The organism is Pseudomonas sp. IPO3749, from assembly GCF_013386605.1.
Classification (GTDB): domain Bacteria; phylum Pseudomonadota; class Gammaproteobacteria; order Pseudomonadales; family Pseudomonadaceae; genus Aquipseudomonas; species Aquipseudomonas azotoformans_A.
In genome coordinates, this window is sequence record NZ_JACARN010000007.1 from 110,565 (window position 1) to 125,419 (window position 14,855).

The 14,855-nt window shown below is 47.4% G+C and carries 11 protein-coding genes, 4 tRNA genes and 1 pseudogene; 12 read left to right on the forward strand and 4 right to left on the reverse strand.

Features of this window, described 5'->3' with window-relative positions; genetic code table 11:
- Window positions 1-135 precede the first annotated feature (135 nt).
- The 7 genes and pseudogenes from HX812_RS02060 to HX812_RS02090 form a co-directional block, all read left to right on the forward strand.
- A tRNA-Val gene (locus tag HX812_RS02060) sits at window positions 136-211 on the forward strand.
- Window positions 212-230: 19 nt separating this feature from the next.
- Window positions 231-307: transfer RNA gene (locus tag HX812_RS02065), tRNA-Asp, on the forward strand.
- A 176-nt stretch (window positions 308-483) separates the two neighbouring features.
- Window positions 484-559 (forward strand) — tRNA-Val (locus HX812_RS02070).
- A gap of 19 nt (window positions 560-578) precedes the next feature.
- Window positions 579-655: transfer RNA gene (locus tag HX812_RS02075), tRNA-Asp, on the forward strand.
- 233 nt (window positions 656-888) lie between these two features.
- Window positions 889-2,202 carry an integrase arm-type DNA-binding domain-containing protein gene (locus tag HX812_RS02080; RefSeq protein WP_016976651.1) on the forward strand — a complete coding sequence of 438 codons (1,314 nt, stop codon included), beginning with the start codon at window positions 889-891 and terminating at the stop codon, window positions 2,200-2,202.
- A 557-nt stretch (window positions 2,203-2,759) separates the two neighbouring features.
- The gene (locus tag HX812_RS02085; protein ID WP_157787129.1) at window positions 2,760-2,909 is read left to right on the forward strand and encodes a hypothetical protein; all 150 of its coding nucleotides are present in this window, start codon (window positions 2,760-2,762) and stop codon (window positions 2,907-2,909) included.
- 327 nt (window positions 2,910-3,236) lie between these two features.
- A pseudogene (locus HX812_RS02090) lies at window positions 3,237-3,839 on the forward strand (hypothetical protein); the annotation flags it as partial.
- A gap of 234 nt (window positions 3,840-4,073) precedes the next feature.
- On the opposite strand, the gene HX812_RS32300 reads toward HX812_RS02090, so the two are convergent.
- Window positions 4,074-4,547, reverse strand: coding sequence for a biotin/lipoyl-binding protein (locus tag HX812_RS32300; RefSeq protein ID WP_100215704.1), 474 nt, complete (start codon window positions 4,545-4,547; stop codon window positions 4,074-4,076).
- Window positions 4,548-5,462: 915 nt separating this feature from the next.
- Here HX812_RS32300 and HX812_RS02100 point away from each other — a divergent pair.
- From HX812_RS02100 to HX812_RS02115, 4 genes are all read left to right on the forward strand, one after another.
- Window positions 5,463-6,380: a LysR family transcriptional regulator gene (locus HX812_RS02100; RefSeq protein WP_016976646.1), complete on the forward strand. Its 918-nt coding sequence runs from the start codon at window positions 5,463-5,465 to the stop codon at window positions 6,378-6,380.
- A gap of 353 nt (window positions 6,381-6,733) precedes the next feature.
- Window positions 6,734-7,861 (forward strand): iron-containing alcohol dehydrogenase, encoded by a 1,128-nt coding sequence (locus HX812_RS02105; protein WP_157787128.1) that lies wholly within the window; start codon window positions 6,734-6,736, stop codon window positions 7,859-7,861.
- 1,048 nt (window positions 7,862-8,909) lie between these two features.
- Complete coding sequence (locus HX812_RS02110) at window positions 8,910-10,367, forward strand: amidohydrolase family protein (protein WP_016976645.1); 1,458 nt, start codon at window positions 8,910-8,912, stop codon at window positions 10,365-10,367.
- Between the two features lie 119 nt (window positions 10,368-10,486).
- Window positions 10,487-11,374: a LysR family transcriptional regulator gene (locus HX812_RS02115; RefSeq protein ID WP_256262541.1), complete on the forward strand. Its 888-nt coding sequence runs from the start codon at window positions 10,487-10,489 to the stop codon at window positions 11,372-11,374.
- A gap of 102 nt (window positions 11,375-11,476) precedes the next feature.
- On the opposite strand, the gene HX812_RS02120 is transcribed toward HX812_RS02115, so the two are convergent.
- On the reverse strand, window positions 11,477-12,007 hold the full coding sequence (locus HX812_RS02120) for a DUF1566 domain-containing protein (RefSeq protein ID WP_152514757.1): 531 nt from the start codon (window positions 12,005-12,007) through the stop codon (window positions 11,477-11,479).
- Window positions 12,008-12,323: 316 nt separating this feature from the next.
- Entirely contained in the window at window positions 12,324-13,196 is an 873-nt protein-coding gene (locus tag HX812_RS02125) for an intradiol ring-cleavage dioxygenase (RefSeq protein WP_080642442.1), read from the reverse strand.
- A 189-nt stretch (window positions 13,197-13,385) separates the two neighbouring features.
- Between HX812_RS02125 and HX812_RS02130 the strand changes: the two genes are divergently transcribed.
- Window positions 13,386-14,300, forward strand: a complete 915-nt coding sequence (locus tag HX812_RS02130; RefSeq protein ID WP_025999760.1) for a LysR family transcriptional regulator — start codon at window positions 13,386-13,388, stop codon at window positions 14,298-14,300.
- A gap of 130 nt (window positions 14,301-14,430) precedes the next feature.
- Here HX812_RS02130 and HX812_RS02135 read toward each other — a convergent pair.
- Window positions 14,431-14,855: nuclear transport factor 2 family protein (locus tag HX812_RS02135; RefSeq protein WP_256738060.1), on the reverse strand; the 425-nt coding region annotated here is incomplete at its 5' end.

The following is a 14,855-nucleotide window of genomic DNA, read 5'->3' on the forward strand; positions in this document are numbered from 1 at the left end:
AGGGGGGCATTATTCTCTTGATAACGTCCCAGGCCAACCCTGCCTAAGCCATTGGAAGCTATCAAAAAAAAGATTTAAGAAAGTGCTTGCCAGACTCAAGGTCGCTCCGTAGAATGCGCGCCACACCGAAACGAAGGGTGATTAGCTCAGCTGGGAGAGCGTCTGCCTTACAAGCAGAATGTCGGCGGTTCGATCCCGTCATCACCCACCATTCGTTTTATGTGTTACGCGCAGCGGTAGTTCAGTCGGTTAGAATACCGGCCTGTCACGCCGGGGGTCGCGGGTTCGAGTCCCGTCCGCTGCGCCATATTCGGTAACCTGGAACACTGAACGCCAGGTCACCACAGAAAGCCCGCTTAATCGCGGGCTTTTCTTTGTCCGGAATATGGCAAAAAATCGCGATTTAAACTTTTTTTACATAAATTGCATTTAAATCAAGACATTACGATTTTTTGGTGTATGATGCGCCCACACCGAAACGAAGGGTGATTAGCTCAGCTGGGAGAGCGTCTGCCTTACAAGCAGAATGTCGGCGGTTCGATCCCGTCATCACCCACCATTCGTTTTACGTGTTACGCGCAGCGGTAGTTCAGTCGGTTAGAATACCGGCCTGTCACGCCGGGGGTCGCGGGTTCGAGTCCCGTCCGCTGCGCCATATTTGCTTCCACTAAGGCCCACTGAACGCCTGGAAGTCACGGAAATAGCGGCCTTGCGCCGCTTTTTTCGTTTTCTGAATTCCACCGGAATCCATCTCCAGCCACGGTTTTTAAGTACACATTTAAGTACACCGCTGGCACAGCCTTTTACGATTCCTTGCGCATCAATTTTCGCATTGGTCCGTCTACTGCTTGATTGTATTCCCCTCCTTGATGCAAAAGGAGGTGTCTGATGGCTCTGACAGATACAGCGATCAAGCAAGCCAAGCCCGCCAGCAAGCCTTATACGTTAACTGATGGGGATGGCTTATCTCTGCAAGTGCCCACGACGGGTTCGAAGCGCTGGCATTTCCGTTTCTATTGGCATGACAAGCAATTGCGTATTTCCCTTGGTATCTATCCCGACGTCAGTCTCAAGGAGGCTCGCCAGCGGAGAGAGGCTGCACGCGCGCTGGTGGCCAATAATATTGATCCCCGCTCACATCGTCGCGCCGAACGCCAAAAAGCCTCTCACGCCGCCAACAACACGTTTGAAGCAGTTGCTGGTCGCTGGCATGAGTTTCGAAGTAAAAAGCTGACGAAAAGTAAGAAGGGCAGTGCAGGGCAAGCGAGCAAATACCTGAAGAAGGACATGTTGCCGTGTTTAGGCGATCTTCCGATCTCAGATATTTCTCGTGGTGACGTGCTGGAGCTCATTAGGCGAATTGAGCGCAGAGGGGCGCTGGTCTCTGCTCGAAAGGTGCGCACCTGGCTCAACCAGATCTTTCGTTTTGCCATGGCGGAAGGGGTCGTTGATGTGAACCCGGCAGCAGATCTTGATATCGTTGCCGAGACGCCGCGGCCAGTTCGCCATAATCCCTTCCTCCAGGTAAATGAACTTCCAGGACTGCTCAGGACCGTCACCCATTATGGGTGTGCGGAAGCGACACGGCTTGGTATTCGTCTCTTGCTGTTGACAGGGGTGCGTACAGGAGAGCTGCGGGCGGCGACGCCAGACCAATTCGACCTCGACAAGGGGATCTGGCTGGTGCCGCCGGAGGGTGTGAAGCAACTCCGGAGTCGTGTTCGAACCCAGGGGAATGAGATCCCATCTTATGTGATTCCACTGTCTACCCAAGCAATTGCAATTGTGCAGCGGCTAATGCAGTTAAGGGCGCGCGGTGCGCGGTACCTGCTGGTTCACCGATACGAACCGCAGAAAATGATCAGTGAAAATACCCTTAACACCGCGATCAGTCGTATGGGTTACAAAGGAAGGCTCACCGGGCATGGCATCAGGGCCACCATCTCAACGGCGCTCAACGAGGTTGGCTTTGTAGAAGAGTGGATTGAGGCGCAGCTTTCCCATGCTGATGCGAACCAAATTCGAGCTGCATACAATCATGCGGAATACGTCGAGCCGAGACGTAGGATGATGCAATACTGGGCGGACTTATTAGATGCACTGGAGGTAGGCGTTCCGCTCCCTGAACCTGAAGCGTACATGTCGCAAATCGGACGACCTTCAACTGATTTTATGAGCTTGAAGCGCGTAGCTGTTGATTAGCAGTCCGATTCAGGCTATGCGATCAAGGTCAGGGAGGATAGAGTTGATAAGACCAAGGATTCACGTACTGCGGCTGATCGCCGATCAGGGAGGAAGGGCTTCGAGAAAGCCAAAGTGTGGAACAACGGTGAGTGCTACCAATGCGATCAACTGGTGCGACGAAATCGCATACGAATCAAGAGTGGAGGTATTTCTCCGTGGGGTTGCTTGACGCCTGAGATAATCACTCGACTACTAGAATGCGGCGCTAGGCTTTTCATGGATCCTCCTAATAGTCTGCTAGTCTGCCTTCAGCTAGAGAGGCGGGATTGCGTTGCTTCTGTAAATACCGTTTTAGTTTGGATGCCGATTGCGTCCCCACAGGCGGGCAGATATCTCCTGCGCCGCTTGGCATTTCATGTGTTGTTGCCACATCATGACGGGAGAGGCTGTGTAAATCAGGTCTCCTGTGCTGCCCGAACGTGGAGCAAACGGTCCACCTAGCACTTCACACCATCGGCTGGCGCGCATTTCAGGATCTATGCTCCTAGGTATGCGAAGTCGTGCTTGGCAGGCCCGTGGAAATCTTCCGCGAAGATCAAGACGGCGGTCAGGACGCGGTGTTTCTCATTTCTGCAGAAAACGACGCGCTGCTGATCGGAACCGTGCAATGCAAGCATACGTCCGATGCAACAAAGGCATTGAAGCTCAGTGATCTCACTACCTAAATTGCTCATGTCGAGGAACTGGTCAAAGCCGGTCAAGCAGAGGCCTACGCCTTCATGACGAACATGAGTGTAGATGCGCCCGTAGCAGCCGCAATGCGTGCTAAAATCCGCGCGATTGACGTGCGTAAGCCGCACATTCTCGGTCGCCAGTATATCGTACGTGTTATCAGGAGCAGCGCGCGCCTCCGGGCCCTCTTTCCGCAGGTCTACGGCCTAGGCGACCTCACCTAGATCGTAGATGAGCGGCTCAGCGAACAGAGCCGCGCGTTGCTTGACAGCTGGATTCCAAAGCTTCGCACCTATGTTCTTAGCTAGGCTCATCGGGATGCGGTCAACGCGATCTCTGAGCACGGAGTAGTACTGCTACTCGGTAATCTCTCTAGCGGTAAATCCGCGATTGGCGCCATCGTGTCGACCATAGCGTCGGAAAATCCAGACAACACCGTACTTGCTCTAACCAGCCCACGCAACTTTGAGGCCGGTTGGAATCCTAATGATCCAGGGCGCTTCTTCTGGATCGACGATGCCTTCGGCTCCAATGTGCTACGCGACGACTATGTGCAGGACTGGACGTCTGCCTTCTCCAAGTTGCGGGCCGCGATCAAGCATGGCAATCGATTTCTTCTAACTTCCCGAAAACATATCCATGAAGCGGCGCGGCGCCGGCTCGGGCAGCGCAACCTTGCCCAATTCGCAGACCGCAGCGCCGTGGTGGATGTTGGCGAGTCGACGTTCGAAGAGAAGACGCAGATTCTCTATAATCATGTAAATTTTGGTGAGCAGAGCCAGAGTTGGCGTTCGAGAATCAAATCGCATCTAACCGTTTTCGCTGCGCTTCGCGATTTTCTCCCTTGGATCGCCGAACCTCTTGGCGATCCAAGCTTCAACAAGGGCCTAGCGCCCCGCGAAGCTCACTCGTACGCTTTATGAAGGAGCCGACAGAGCGCTTTAGATTATCAGCTGCAGGCCGCGCTCATCCTCGTGTATGTCCATCAGGCCTGATTCGATCCTAGCGATCATGACGCTTCGGCCGCACAGGCGGTCGCTGAGCTGACTGGATACACTCTCACTAAGATTGAGGATTGTTTCGCTGAGCTGAAAGGCTCGTTCTTGAATCTTCCCGGATTAAAATGGACGATCGCCCATCCGACGATCTCCGATGCCCTAACGGAGATTCTGCGCCAGAAGCCCCATATGATGTCGACGCTCATACGAGGCGCGACTATCGACACTATTCTCAGCGGTTTCACGTTCGAGGGCTCGCCGCTCATTCGAGATATGCTTGTCATCCAGACAACGTTCGACGAATTGCACCGCAATTGGAAGCTGTTCCACTTCCTCTCCTTTCGTTCGAGCGCGGCCGTGTTCGTCAAAGCCGTCGAGCAATTTCCCAATCTCGATGCAATAAGGGCGTTGGTCGATGACGAAAAGCAAGTCACCGCTCTTGACCTCACTGCCTTCCCGGTAAGCTGGCTGAGTGATGTCGCCATCAGCACGAGGGAGAATCTCTACTGTTTCAATTGCACCTACTCGCCCATTGAAATTATCCCAGGTTCTTACCGTTGAAGGGATGCTCTGGTCACCGCGACAGGGAAGGGGGCTTGATCGGGCTCCATACGGTAACCACTGATTAACAATGTAGTCGCGAAAACTCCGTTAATGGTCATTAAGTTGGCACGCACAAGAGTACATTGCTAATATGTATTTACGAGTAGACTAGTTTTCAATTTGGGGATTTCTCGTCAGTCGATTGATTGGTGCTAGTAGCTTCTTTTTTTCTTGTTCAGTCTTTTCGCGCACTTTCCCTTCGTGCTTCGCAGTTTCCGCCTGTTGTTGAGCAAAAATGCCCTAGTCCTTTCATGAGACATCTGCAGTGCTTCCGCGCCGTCAGAAGCATGTGCGAAAAATGGGAGAGTTAAAATTAGCATTGAAATAATCTTCGCAAAGTTTTTCATGGTGTTTCCTCAGGTTTGACGCGCAATGAAGCGCCAGATAAAATTTAGGTTAGATATGCACTTGGGGTAGCTGTGTAATTAAGACTCAATAAGCGAGTACGGGAAACCTCTCCTGAGGGAAAGTGTTAGGTTTAAAGAGGGAAGATGCATTCAAATAAAAAAATTTACGGGGTCGTAGTTCTGGATTTTTGTCCGGACGGTATTAACGTAATGTTATCTCTATTGTGATGTTGGTAAGGTTCATGGTTATGAGTCAATAATAGCGCGCTGATAATCGTTATTAGGCTTCTTTTTTGCGTGTATGACGAGCAGCAGGTCCCGTGGAATTCAGCCGTGCTCACGGTATGTCATTAGCGTACGATGACTACGTACAACGGTTAATCTAGACTGTGTATCTCAGTGCTATTAGTGAGGCAACCTGATCCAATCGAAGTGTTTATGTACCTATGTCCTCGTTGGTCTTAACGTTAGAAAGATGCACAGCGGTTTCTACGTATGGGCTGGGTGTTCGATCAAGCTGTGGATACGTGTACTTTAGAAAAAAACGATACTCAGATAAACTGGGTCGATACATTTTGTTTTTACGGAAACCCGTACAATGGCATTTGATCGATTGGAAGCGATGCGAGCATTTTGTCGAATCGTTGAAGTGGGCAGTTTCAGTCGCGCTGCTGAGTCGTTGAATCTGGCCAAGACGACGATTTCCGGTCAGGTTCAGGCTCTAGAGAACCTACTGGGCATAAAGTTACTGCATCGGACGACCCGGAAGGTTTCCACGACTGCCGAAGGCGCGGCCTACTACCGCCGCGCTCGAATTGTCCTGGAGGACGTCAGCGAGCTTGAAGCTTCTGTTTCTCGAAATCGCAACGCAATTCGCGGCCATATCAAGATCGAAATGCCGTCCCCAGTAGGTATTTTGTTGATAGCTCCCTCATTACCGGACTTCGCTGCCAGGTTCCCTGAGATACACCTGGAGATCAGTTGCAATGAGCGCGTCATAGATCTTGTAGAGGAGGGCGTGGATTGCGCCATTCGCGTCGGGCGCGTTTCGGATCAAAATCTGATCTCCCGCCCAATTGGAGTGATGCGTTACTGTTTTTGCGCTGCTCCTTCCTATCTGGTTCGCGCCCCGAACCTTGATGCCCCCTCCCATCTTGCTGAGCATAAACACCTAGGCTTCAAGTTCCCGGCGACTAACAGGCGACATCTGCCTACACTTATGCGCGGAGAAGAACGTTTCACACTTGATCACCCTCCAACGGTGTATTTCAACAACGGCGCAGCTGCAGCTGCAGCCGCTGTGGCGGGACTAGGTGTGGCGTTTCTTCCTAGGGCGCAAGCCGATTCACATCTTAGAATAGGAAGTCTGGTCGAAGTGTTAGCTGATTGGCAAATGGCGAGCTTGCCTGTCTCATTGGTATATCCCGCGACCCGTGACCTTTCGGCAAGAGTTCGGACTTTTGCCGACTGGGCTACTACTTTAATCGCGAAAGATCCTCTGTGGGCTCCAAAATAGTGTTTAAAGCCGAGCTAGTGTCCTCACAGTTTCTCGGGATAAGGCTCGACGTGAGTAATATATTGAATGGAGAGCGGGCAAAAAATATAATCGTTAACACGGGAGTTTCATAAGGCTGCGCTAATCATCGTTTCCTCTCTGATGGGTGAAATTCGTCAATGGAGGGATTTGCTAAGACAGAAGACCTGATGGGTTAGTTGGTTCGATATTTTTAATGTTCAGATAATCAAGGCAAGGTATCCACTGGATTTGACGTGACCAGCCATAAGAATTTAGCCCCATCGTGAGAGGGCGTCGGTCATTTCGCGCAAAGATCCCAAACTGGCACTAATTGTGGATTCAGAGAGTGCATAGTGGAAATTTTAGATCACCACAGCAGCGAAAAGCGTTCGGTAGCAGATTCTGACCACAAAAAATATGCACAGCGTGTTGTCTTTGGCGCAGGCAGTATAAGGAAACTGAGAGTTGAAATTGATGCATTGGGGATTACGCGAATACTGATTCTTTACACGTCTAACCTGCGAGCACTCGCTGAATTAGTAAAGGTAACAATCGGCTCCGAACAAGTGGCGGGTATTTTTGACCAGCCTACAACAAATATATCTACCGAAAATGTCCGCGAAGCATGTTATTTGGCAAAGAAATGTGTAGCGATTGGAGTAGTTACCATAGGGTGCGACGTAGCTATTGATATCGGTAAATCTATTGCCCTAGAGTTAAATTTACCCACTCTAGCAATTCCAACAACGTACGCTGGATCAGAAATGATTCATGCGTTCGACTTAAGTGACGGGAAAACTACAAAAACTATATCAAGTAACGAGATTTTGCCTCGCACAGTTTTGTATGATCCAGAGTTGACCTCTGATTTACCTATAGATTTTAGCATTTCTAGCGCTATTAGCGCCATGGCTCATAGGGCCGAAGGTCTATATTCAAAAAGCCGTGATCCAGTAACTAAGTTGATGGCACAAACTGGTATAAAAGCCATTGCTCGTGCGATACCTGAATTGCGTAGGTACGGTGACGGTTTCAGTGAAATGGGCGATATTCTGGCGGCACGCACCAATGCACTTTATGGTGCCTGGTTATGTGGAAGTGTGCGCAATAAAGTTACGATGCCCCTGCATTACCAACTGTGCCAGACACTTTGTCGAGGCTTCAACTTATCTTATGTTGATGTTAATTCAGTGATTGTCCCTCACGTGCTAGCCTACAACGAAGTCATCGAGCCAGAAGCCATGGATAAGATTGCGAATGCCATCAGCGCGCCACATGCTCCTCAGGGAATGTACGACCTGGCATACAGTAACTGTGCCCCTACAGCCTTACGCGATATTGGCATGCGAGAATCAGATCTAATACGCGCGCGGGAACTAGTCATGATGAGAGAGCATGTGAATCTGCGCTGCCTTGAAATAAATGCTTTTAGTGTGCTGCTACGCAATGCCTTTGAGGGGCGCCCCACTTGTACCGTGTAGAGATCAAACTCTTTCTCGAAGCACGACTCGGTGGTCGCTCACTGTTCAGTCAATGAGTCTGGTTTCGTGTCGTTTGGGTTGGGGTTGTCACTTCAAATCACTGTGCCGAAAAGGTGTTTGGTCGGAAGGTTTCATCTCCTGTAAATGTAGTTGTCACATCTGCCAAGCTACTCTGTTCTCCATTTTCTCGATCTGCCGCTTCCGATCCGCGTTCAATTAATTGGGCCTTGATAGATTTCGCTCAAGCCGCATGCTGAATCGGATGCTTTGACGCCGCAGATCATTGTTGTGCCTCCGAATAAAGTGCTAGCCAAAGTCTGTGTGTTGACCAAACTGGAAAAATCACCCTGCAGCTATTGGAGGCAGATTGCGGACTAAGAATTTTGCTGCTGACCTGAGGCCGACCCCGAACGGGGATAAGATGGTCGTACGTTGTTCTACCATTTCACTGGTTTCATGTATGCCCCATTGCTCGAGTACCACATCAGCGTTAGTTTAAATACAGCGTGCTGATTGCGTTGTGTTTCATAGGTAAAGCGTTGTTTTTCGCCACGTCCCGAGTCATAAACCTCCCCAATCAAAGTGTGAGTCGGAGAAAATCTCTGGTCGGATAGAAACAGTATTAACGGTCACTTATCGACGGGAGGATGCATGATGCATTTGACATACCTGATTGAAAGCTCGGTCGAAGTTTTGTTGTGTTGTAAGCCGCCTGGATGCTGACCTGATACTAGATGCATGCCACGGTTCGGTACCACCCGATTTCGAGAATCTAAATGTGTCTATATCAGCGTGCTGCGCCTTTCCGTGGGCGGTGCTGTGATTCCTCCACAGAGATAGGGAGGGTATAGCAGTTCCTTGATCACGAAGTCGCGTCCTACATTAATGCAAAACGAAAATTGCAGAAATGCAAATTTGAGAGATCACATCTAGTGTATAAATACGGTGGAACGCCATCAAAGGATAGCTGAGTTTTAAGCTCTATGACCTCATGCAATCGTTTGGTTGATTTCATTTATATCCAATAAATCTAAAAAAGAGATATAGCATGAATTTTAGTAGAAGAAATTTTTCGAAAATCATAGGCGTAGGTGCACTTGCTAGCTTCGCAGGTCCCCTTTTTTCTACAACTGCGCTGGGTAAGCCCAGCAGGATCAGCAGCAAAAAACAAATTAAGCGCGGATTATATTTGATAAAAAATGCGGCGGTTATTACGGTTGATCCAGATATCGGAACTCTTCCCAACGCCGATATACTGATTAGAAATGGCATAATCGAACGTGTAGGGCAAAACCTTACAGAAAAAGATGCCGATATTATCGACGCAACGAACATGATAGTAATGCCTGGCTTTGTTAATTCGCACTATCATATGTGGAGCGCTATTGGGAGAAGCTTTACGGCTAGGAAAGAAGGGTTTTCTTACTATCCCGCAAAGTTTGCTACTTCAGCACTTTACACGCCAACTGATTTTTATAACAGTGTTATGTTGGCATCGGTAGAGTTAGTGAATGGGGGAACTACAACGGTACATAACTGGTCCCATAATACTAGGTCGCCCGAACATGCGGATGCAGAGTTACAGGCCCTCGAAAATTCTCACATGAGGGCCAGATACTCATACGGCCATGTTGATCGTCTCGGGCCTGATAAAGTAAACCCTTACAACGATATTGATAGGGTTCAAAGTCAATGGTTCGGCAGGAATGACAAATTTGAAGGGATGGTGCACCTGGGGTTAAATCTAAGAGGTACACTTCAAAGCGACAAGGCAACTTTTTATAAGGAGATGGAGTATGCGAAGCGAGTAGGGCTTCCAGTAGCCATCCATGCACCGCAAGAAACTCCTAACACAGCAGATGCGGTTGAATACGAGCGTCGCGGATACCTCGGGCCGGACTTTTTGATTGCACACTACATATCTGCCAGTAACGACGATCTTGCAGCCATGGCCAGGACCAAAACGCCAATCACGATAGCAACTCATTCGGAGCTCAGGCTGAGCAGCACGGGAGATGCGCGAGCCGTGATTATGAAGATGCGGGAAGCAGGACTTTGTATATCTCTTTCATCCGATGCTACTTCAATCGCTCCGCCGGACATGTTTGAAATGATGCGATTTACATGGAATTTAGGTGTCCCTTGGGTAGGAACGGAAAATTCCGGTGCTAGTAAAATCAGTGTGCATGAAGTAATTCAGATGGCTACACTTAATGGAGCGATTGCGCTCGGATTAGGCGACATGGTAGGTTCTATTAGCGAGGGTAAACGCGCTGATATTATCATGCTTAGATCGAATGATTTAAATATAGCACCAGTCAGCAATTTCGAGACTGCAGTAGTTCAAAGCGCAACAGCCAATAATGTGGATACGGTTATTGTTGACGGTAAAATTGTGAAGCGTGGTGGGCGGCTCATAGGTTACGACGAGACTAGAATAATCAATGACGCTCAGAACTCGGCCCGGCGAATTCGCGCTGCAGCGGGGGAATTACTGGAATCATAAGCTAAATGTTAATATCTCGTATGTCGTTTAAGGCTGAAAATATGACCATAAAATACTACACAGATATGTCGAACATGCTCTACTATCTAGGTTTATTCACATTCTGAATGTGGGGCATGATGAGTAGTCTTTCACACAGGTTAGGTTGGAACGATCTAAAGCTCGTCATGGCCGTCGCTGAAACAGGAAGTTTAGCGAGGGCTTCGACGAGACTTGCAGTCAATTCTTCGACAGTATTCAGGCGACTACGACAGCTTGAAATTCAGCTGGCAACGCCTCTTTTCCAGCGCCACAGAGGAGGTTATGAGCTCACTGCTGCTGGTATCGCGATTGTGGAGCTTGCTCATCGAATAGATGAGGACATCGACGGTGTGGTGCAAAGTTTGTCTAACCAAAACGCTCACCCTGCAGGCGAGCTTCGCTTGACCACAAATGATACATTACTTTTCCATATATTAATGCCGATGCTCGAGATATTCAAACTACGGAAGCCAAAAATTAAAGTAAAAGTAACAATTGATAATAGCGCTTTAAATTTATCAACTTCCGATTCCGATTTAGCTTTGCGAGCGACTGATGCGCCACCGGAGAACTTAGTGGGGCGCTGCTTAGGGCGTACTGAATGGGCTTTGTACGGACGAGCGCTAGACTACATCAACTCCCACCAGCCGCGAGATACTGAATTATTTCAATGTGACTGGGTTACGCTCTGCGATAACCTTTCCTCACTGCGTTCAGCAAAATTTGTTAAAAAAAATGTGTCGGCTGAACGAATAACTTTTTCGGTTAATTCCGTATTGGCGCTTGCAGACAGCATCGAATCCGGATTTGGTATTGGCTATCTACCGTGTTTTGTCGGTAATGCTAGGGCATCTTTAGTAAAGCTTGATGGTCCACCAACAAACTTTGGGCATGATCTTTGGATGCTTTATCACCCTAATATGCGAAGATCTACAATTGTGCGAGAATTTGTGGAATTTGTAACTGCTGAGCTTAGAGTCAACTAGCTTCTCTAGTGCGTAGCGGGTCTATTATGCTTAATAGTTATTCGCGTATGCTAGAGCGAAGTGAAATTAAGCGTGATCGGAAGATTTTTCGGTTGTATTGGATTAAACTAATTTCTCACCCTGAATTTTTTCGCTGAAAAGATAATCAAGAGTATACTTTCGAACTGGTCGGACCTGTAATTCAAGGAATTTGTCTAGTCCGATCTGGGAACCACCGTCGAAAGATAGTGCCAATGCGTGTGTCGCTGAAAGCTGTGAACTACTTAGATGCCATTTTTTTTCAAACAAATCCGGAACGTTAGCCATACATAGCGCGAGCTCATTAATTGATGGCAAGTAAAAATCATTATGGCTCTCCAATACCAAGCCAGCGCATAACCTAGCAGCTGGATGATTTCCTTGAGCGCTATTAATTAAATAACGCGTATTAGCGAGTCCGTCAAAACGACTAGCAGCTTTTGGCTCATCGATGTCGTAACCACCATAAGCAGATATTTTATTAACTAGAGACCACTGTGTTGGTATAATTAAATGATAATCCAGTTTCCCTATCTCTCCACGTATCACGCCAGCATAAACACCGCCTTGACTTTTCCATAGTTCTCCGATGGCAGGGGGGATATTCATATTCATTTTATATTTTCCTCTTTAAATAAGTATATGAATCTGGAATTATTAGTATTTGTTAGCAATTTTATCTGTATATTTTTTATAATCTAAGAGTTGTGGAGGATTGTCCGTATGCCTTATGTGGATGCTCAGTGGTATACTTCGTTAAACTCAATCTTAGTGGTCTTCGGAGTTTAGTAGGACACGTTTGTTGACATTGCAGTGATAGGCAGGAAAGCCAGCCTAAATGGTTGGCGATCACAACTCAACAATTATAGATCAGTAAGTTTTTTGTAATGTTGATGGCATCGTTTGATTTGTCGAGTGGTTTTTGTGTCATTCACTGTTCCAGGCCTGTCGCATTGAGTACAAAATCAAATTCTAAAGTGTAATAGGGGGTGTCAGAGTTTCGACCATCGGGCGTTACTCCCGTGCCATGGTATTGCCACTCGGCAATGAGGGATGAACGGACACCGAAAACAGCATCAGAGTCTAAGTATTTACCGGATTCGCGAAACACATGCGTCACTAAACGCTCATAACCTTTAGCCGAAATCATAAAATGCAAATGGGCAGGCCTCCAAGGATGACGATTCAGAGCTTTTAACATTACTCCAACTGGACCATCATGCGGAATCGGGTAGGCGTTAGGAACTATGGTCCGAAATCGGTAGGCTCCTTGAGCGTCAGCACGCAATACTGCACGGCCTTGATATTCCGTAAATTCAACGTTTTGTACATCATAGAATCCAAGATCGTCTGCCTGCCAAACCTCTAACTCCGCATAAGGGATTGGCTCGTTATCTAGATTCCGAATCACTCCGCTGACCCACCAAGAAGTACCTGGCATTCCGTTGCTGATATCAGCACCGAGTTCATAGCGGGGGGCGCCAGTGACATGGAAAGGGCCAAATACCGTTGCCTCAGTACAGCCTTCTGGCTTTTTATGATTCTGAGCGACGACTAGCGTGGAGAGACCTAGAGTGTCGGAAAGCAAAATAAATTCTTGCCTTGTGGGGGAGCATATCTTGCCTATCGCAGTGAGAAACTCTATACCTTTAAGCCATTCACCCTCAGTAAGATTAACCTCTCTTGCGAAAGAATGCATATGCTGAACTAAGCTAGTCATCACTTGATGAAGGCGGTGATCTTCAGTGCTTGCATTACGCGCAAGCACAGCTTGGGTGATGGTTTGTTCATCTAGGTTTCGCATGAGGCCACTCCTACTAATATTTTTGTTAAATTGCTGATTCGTCGTTTCGGTGGGTAAATAATGTTTTATCGGAAAAGCAGTTTGAAAAAGCTCTAATAAATTATAGTGTCCATCACGCAAATAAAATAGTAAAATCGAAATTGTCAATTTCACATCTGAAGCAGCAAGCCGTCTGTAAGGAGTCAAGATATGGATCGACTAACTGAACTCGAAGTACTCGTTCATACTGCAGAATTGGGTACGTTGAGTAAAGCTGCAGAGTTGCTTGATATATCTACAGCGTCAGCTACGCGTCACCTCGCCGCACTGGAAAAACGTTTAAGTGTGAGGCTAATAGAACGGAATACGCGAAGATTATCGCTTACTCCGGCAGGGCATGAGTTTTACAGTCACTGTAAGAGCCTGCTAGGTCAACTTCGTGATGCTGAGGCGTCTCTCACTACTTCGTTAGTTGAGCCAATGGGTACTTTAACAATTACGTCATCAATTTCTTTCGCGATGCTTCATATTTCACCACTGTTGGTTGAATTTAAAAGGGCTTATCCAAAAATAAATGTTAAAATTCTTGGGGAGAATCATTATTGCGATATCATCGATAGTGGTATTGATTTGGCTATAAGGATAAGGGAGTTTGAGATAGACTCAAACATAACTATTCGACGTTTAGCACATACTCGCCGAATACTTGCCGCCTCCCCTGACTACCTAAGAAGTCGAGGTGCTCCTACGGATGTGGAAGATCTGTACAATCACGATATGCTCTTATATAACCATGCATATCAACCTCGGATTTTGAATTTTTCGAAAGAAGGGGTGAGCAAGTCTATAAAGATAGATCCGACTCTAGAAACTAACGATGGCCAGATTGTACGATCCGCGGCAATTTTTGGTGCGGGCATCCTCGTGCAGCCGAAATATATAGTTCATGACGATTTAATAGCAGGACGTTTAGTTCCGGTGCTGGACGACTGGAGTCTTCCCACGTTGACTATAAATATAGCCTTTCAAGAGCGGCGTTATATGCCTGCAAAAACGAGGTTGTTTATTGAGTTTCTGGCAAATAGATTTCAAAAAGAACGCTACGAGCGTTATTGGATGCGCTGAGTGAAGATCGGCTCTCTCTCGCCGCTAAAATTTGCAATTAGGTGGGTTATATTAAATATGGCAATGGGTATGAGCGTGTGTCCATCGCCATAAAGTCTAAAAAAGCATCATAATGTGGCTCGGGAGTTGTTTATGATATGAATGGCATTCGGATAGTTGGCGTTGGTTGGTATGAAAGGAACCTCCACTCTTCAGCTATATATACCCATACAGTCAGTGTTTTATTTTTTAGAGTTTTCTTTTCACCCCCTACAATTATCTCTCCATTCATTTCTCCGCGAACCAATACTATATTGTTTAGGATGGTAAAAGAATCAATTGGATGTTCGATTTTTTTGTATACATAGAAGCCTGTGTTAATTTTTTGAAGGTATTCTTCTAAAGTGTCTACTCCGCCAGAAGAATGAGCGTAGGAAAGTTTTGGATGTGCAAGTTTGGCGAGCTCCTCAAGATTTTTGTTCATTACTGCATCATAGCGCTTGTTTTCCAAAGCGCGAATAGTTGACTCGATTTGTTCAGTAGTGTTCATGATAATCCGGCTCTTCGCATTTAAGG